This window comes from Hydrogenimonas sp. (assembly GCF_029933015.1).
Classification (GTDB): Bacteria; Campylobacterota; Campylobacteria; order Campylobacterales; family Hydrogenimonadaceae; genus Hydrogenimonas.
The window spans coordinates 1-4,467 of the sequence record NZ_JAOZOZ010000133.1; the positions used below are offsets into that span (position 1 = coordinate 1).

Below are 4,467 nucleotides of genomic sequence, written 5' to 3' on the forward strand. Positions count from 1 at the left end.
TAGCTTTGGCTAAACCTTGCGCTTTTCGCCTCGTCATCGCATTTTTTGCGTGTCATTCCCGCTCATGGGGATTTTTGAGATGGGTTCTAATTATAGACACCGTTTAGGTGACTAGCGGGAACATCTTTTCGGGTTTTGCCGACAAAAACCGTCTCGAAGCCGACCGAGCCGTAAAGAGCGAAATCTTCTCCTAGAAAGCGACGATTTGGCTTATGAGTGGTCTTGAAACATACAGAAAAGAGTTTATAGGTATGCATTGAACGCTCTTTATGTCCGATATAGATAGGATAGAAAACTCAAAAACGGAGAGACGATGAAAGAGATACGATGCGACGTACTGGTCATAGGCGGCGGTCCCGCGGGAGGGGTGGCGGCGATCACGGCGAAAGAGCACCATCCCGACAAGAGAGTGCTGCTGATCCGCAAAGAAGAGAAACAGCTGGTCCCCTGCGCCATTCCCTACATTTTCGGGGATATCCTGGGAAGCAGCGAAAAGGACGTGATGTCCTGCGCGCCGGTGGAAAAGAGCGGCGTGGAGACGATGGTGGGAGAGGTCCTGCATATCGACAAAGAGGCCAAAAGAGCCACGACGCGGGATGCGGTCATCTTTTTCGACAAACTGGTCATCGCGACGGGGTCCGTCCCTTTCGTCCACCCCTCCATGAAGGATGCGACGAAGATCGAAGGGGTCTTCACCGTGCCGAAGGAGAAAGAGACGATCGACCGGCTCAAAGCCTACGCCGAAACCAGAGAGCGGATCGCCATCGTCGGGTCGGGGTTCATCGGACTGGAGATCGGGCTGGAGTTCGCCAAATCGGGCAAAAACGTGACGCTGATCGACGGAGTCGACCATGTACTCAACACCGCTTTCGACAAAGAGCTGGCGGCCGAAGCCGAAAAGCTGGCCGAAGAGGCGGGTGTGACGCTGGAGCTGGGAGAGTTCGTCGACGAGGTATTGGAGAAAAACGGCAGGGTTTCAGGCGTGAAGCTCAGAAACGGCAAAGTCATCGAGAGCGAAATGGTGATCCTGGCCACCGGGTACAAACCCAACACCGAACTGGCCGAACGCTCGGACATCCAGCTCACCTGTTACGGCGCCATCTGGGTCGACGAATATATGCGCACCCAGAACCACGACATCTTCGCCGTGGGCGACTGCGCCGCCCGCCGGGACTTCATCACCAGGGAATACTCCCGCGTCATGCTCGCCTCCACCTCGGCGGCGGAAGCGCGGGCGGCGGGCACGTCGCTCTACAAGCTCAAATACATCAAGGGGTTCAACGGTACCATCGCCATCTTCTCCACCGTCGTCATGGATCGGGCTTTCGCCTCGGCCGGCGTGACGGAGATGCAGGCGAGGGAGCAGAAGCTCGACATCGTCACGGGAACCTTCACAGGCATGAACCGCCACCCCGCCACGATCCCCGACGCCACAAGACAGTCGGTCAAACTGATCGCGATGAACCACAGCGGGCGGATCATCGGCGGACAGATCGTCGGAGGTCCGGAGGTGGGAGAGCTCATAAACATCGTGGGTCTCATCATCGAAGCCAAAATCACGATCTACACCCTCCTCTCCCTGCAGGTGGCGACCCATCCGCTTCTCACGGCCGCCCCGACCGCCTACCCGATCGTCAAAGCCGCAGAGAGCATCGCGAAAAAGATGGAATAGTATTTGAGATTGGATTCTATCGTTTGAAGCGGAAGCCTTCGGCTTCCAGTAGAGGCCGGAGAGCGTCGGCCTTTTCACCCTGCAGCTCCATCCACCCCCCTTTGAAGGTGCCGCCGGAACCCAGGCGTTTCTTGATCCGTTTCAAAAGCGCTTTCTCCTCGCCGCTCTCGAGATGGAACTCTCCTACCAGCGTCACCGGTTTGCCCCTGCGCTTCTCTTTTTTGAAAACGAGCCGGTGCTTTTCGGGCGCGAGAACCTCTTTCGGGTCATCGGTCCGGGACACCTTGTTGTCGGCTTCCCAGCCGTCACCGAAACTTCCGAACTCGATATCGAGTTTGACACCTCTGGCCATCAGGCGGTCGCCGTCTCTCCGATAAATTCGGCGTACTCCTCGTAGTTGCCCTTGAAGTCGACGATCTCTCCGCCGGGTTTGATCTCGACGATGCGGTTGGCGAAGGCGTCGATCAGCTCACGGTCGTGGGTGACGCAGATGACGTTGCCCTTGAAGTCGTAGAGCGCTTCGCCCAGGGCGATGATCGCCTCCAGATCGAGGTGGTTGGTAGGCTCGTCGAGCACCAGGAAGTTGCCCTGCTCGAGCATCATCTTGCTCAGCATCATACGGTGCTTCTCGCCACCGCTGATCTTTTCGATACTCTTCTCCTGCTCCTCGCCGGAAAAAAGCATCCGTCCCAGACAGTTGCGGATTTCGGAGATGTCGGCTTCCCTGTCGTGGCTTCTTAGCCACTCGTAGAGCGTCTCGGTGCCGTGGATGCGGTCGGTCGTATCCTGCGGGAAGTAGCTGGGCTCCACCGTCGCCCCCCAGCGGATTTCGCCGCCGTCGGGCTTGAGGCCGTCGTCCATGATCATCTTCAGCATCGTCGTCTTTCCCACGCCGTTGGGGCCGATCAGCGCCACCTTGTCACCGGGATTGAATTTGAGATTCAGGTTTTCGAAGACCACGTGGTCGTCGAACTTTTTGCTGACGTTCTCGAGCTCCAGCGCCTCCTTGCCGATTTCGCGCTTCTGTCTGAACACGATGGAGGGATCCCGGCGGCTGGAGGTCTGGAGCGACGAGAGATCCAGCTTTTCGAGCTGTTTGCGGCGGCTGGTGGCCTGCTTGGCCTTGGAGGCGTTGGCGCTGAAACGCTCGATGAACTTTTCGAGCTGCTCTTTTTCCTTGAGCTTCTTGGCCCGCTCCATCTCTCTTTGCTTCTGCAGCAGGTTGGAGGCGATGTACCAGTCGTCGTAGTTGCCGGTGAATTCGCGGATCGACTTGAAGTCGAGATCGAGGATATGAGTGACGACACTGTTGAGAAAGTGGCGGTCGTGGGAGATGACGATCATCGTTCCTTCGTGGCGTTTGAGCTGCTCCTCGAGCCAGGCGATGGCGTGGATGTCGAGGTTGTTGGTGGGCTCGTCGAGAAAGAGGATGTCGGGCTTGGGAAAGAGCACCTGCGCCAGCAGCACCTTGAACTTGTCGGCGCTGGGCAGCGTGCTCATGAGCTCGGTGTGCTGCTCTTCGGGAAAACCCAGCTCGCTGAGGATCTTCTTGATCCGCACGTCGTACTCGTACATCGGGTCCTCTTCGACACAGATCATCTCCAGCTCTCCCAGGCGCTCGTTGACCTTGTCGTCGTCGAAGTTGCCCTCCATGTAGAGGCGCTCTTTCTCCTTGATCGCGTCGTAGAGGCGTTTGTTGCCGTAAAGCACCGCGTCGGCGATCGTGAAATCCTCGAAGGCGTACTGGTTCTGCCCCAGCACGCCCACTTTCAGGCCGCTGCCGACGACGATCTCGCCGCTGGAGGGCTCCTCTTCGCCGGCGACGATCTTCAGAAAGGTACTCTTGCCGGCGCCGTTGGCACCGATGAGGCCGTAGCGCTTTCCGGCGTCGAGTTTGAGGTTGACGTTTTCGAAAAGCACACGGCCTCCGAAACGTTTGGTCAGATTGATGGTTTGCAGCATACTTTTTTTATCCTTCTTTCACGAGTTCCAGGACTTTTTGGGGCGGACGTCCCAGGACCGCTTTGCCGTCTTTGATGACGATGGGGCGTTCGATCAGTTTCGGATGCTCGGCCATCGCTTCGATGAGCTTCTCGTCGTCCTCCACATCCTTGAGGCCCAGCTCCCTGTAGATCGCCTCTTTCGTGCGCATGATATCGCGGGGTTTCGCGCCGATCATGTCGAGCACTTTTCGGATCTCCTCTTTGCTCGGATGTTCGTCGAGATATTTGTAGATGACGGGCTCGATCCCCTCTTCCTGCAGAAGTTTCAGCGCTTCGCGGGATTTGGAACAGCGGGGATTGTGCCAGATGACGATGTCGTTTGCCATTGTCGCTTCCTTATGGTAAAGTTTTCGTTATGAATGAAACGAACGGATACGAAGAGAAACCCACGATCGAACTGCTGCCGCAGCTGAGCCGCAGATGCCTGCTACTCGTCCACGCTTTGCACGGACTGTTTCTCTTCGTACCCGTTCTGCTGGGCTTTTGGGCCTGGATGGAGTTCGGCTGGTTCTACGGCCTGCTGGTCTGGCTCGTCGCCGTCTTCGCCGGGACGATCCTCCTCAGCAAGCTCAAGCTCGCCTACATCCCTTTCAACCAGCACGAACTCTCGCACTCGACCACGGCCATTTTGAAATGGGTGGTGTTCAGGCGGTTTTGCTGAACCCCAATAACGATTCGCGAAGCGAATCTCAATGACCAATGACCAATAACGGGCGCTTCAGCGCCCTTAATGCAGCTCCTCGTTGAGTTTCACTTCCCGGCGGCTTCGCATCGCGATCATCTGACCGGTGG

General features: G+C 57.2%; 5 protein-coding genes. 2 read left to right on the forward strand and 3 right to left on the reverse strand.

Annotated elements, in window-relative coordinates; all coding sequences use genetic code 11:
* Window positions 1-313 precede the first annotated feature (313 nt).
* Window positions 314-1,672, forward strand: coding sequence for an FAD-dependent oxidoreductase (locus Q1K23_RS08000; protein WP_300363651.1), 1,359 nt, complete (start codon window positions 314-316; stop codon window positions 1,670-1,672).
* Between the two features lie 16 nt (window positions 1,673-1,688).
* Here Q1K23_RS08000 and Q1K23_RS08005 read toward each other — a convergent pair whose 3' ends face one another.
* From Q1K23_RS08005 to arsC, 3 genes are read right to left on the reverse strand one after another with little or no spacing between them, the layout of a single operon-like run.
* Complete coding sequence (locus tag Q1K23_RS08005) at window positions 1,689-2,024, reverse strand: translation initiation factor (RefSeq protein ID WP_300363652.1); 336 nt, start codon at window positions 2,022-2,024, stop codon at window positions 1,689-1,691.
* The gene (locus Q1K23_RS08010; RefSeq protein ID WP_300363654.1) at window positions 2,024-3,634 is read right to left on the reverse strand and encodes an ATP-binding cassette domain-containing protein; all 1,611 of its coding nucleotides are present in this window, start codon (window positions 3,632-3,634) and stop codon (window positions 2,024-2,026) included. The genes Q1K23_RS08005 and Q1K23_RS08010 overlap by 1 nt, the downstream gene beginning before the upstream one ends.
* A gap of 7 nt (window positions 3,635-3,641) precedes the next feature.
* Window positions 3,642-4,001, reverse strand: coding sequence for an arsenate reductase (glutaredoxin) (gene arsC, locus Q1K23_RS08015; protein WP_300363656.1), 360 nt, complete (start codon window positions 3,999-4,001; stop codon window positions 3,642-3,644).
* 29 nt (window positions 4,002-4,030) lie between these two features.
* Between arsC and Q1K23_RS08020 the strand changes: the two genes are divergently transcribed.
* Window positions 4,031-4,336: a hypothetical protein gene (locus Q1K23_RS08020; RefSeq protein WP_300363658.1), complete on the forward strand. Its 306-nt coding sequence runs from the start codon at window positions 4,031-4,033 to the stop codon at window positions 4,334-4,336.
* The last annotated feature ends 131 nt before the right edge of the window (window positions 4,337-4,467 follow it).

Bases quoted from the DNA above. Each gene is read 5' to 3' on its own strand.
- arsC (WP_300363656.1), bottom strand. From the start codon at position 4,001: ATGGCAAACGACATCGTCATCTGGCACAATCCCCGCTGTTCCAAATCC.
- Q1K23_RS08020 (WP_300363658.1), top strand. From the start codon at position 4,031: ATGAATGAAACGAACGGATACGAAGAGAAACCCACGATCGAACTGCTG.
- Q1K23_RS08000 (WP_300363651.1), top strand. From the start codon at position 314: ATGAAAGAGATACGATGCGACGTACTGGTCATAGGCGGCGGTCCCGCG.
- Q1K23_RS08005 (WP_300363652.1), bottom strand. From the start codon at position 2,024: ATGGCCAGAGGTGTCAAACTCGATATCGAGTTCGGAAGTTTCGGTGAC.
- Q1K23_RS08010 (WP_300363654.1), bottom strand. From the start codon at position 3,634: ATGCTGCAAACCATCAATCTGACCAAACGTTTCGGAGGCCGTGTGCTT.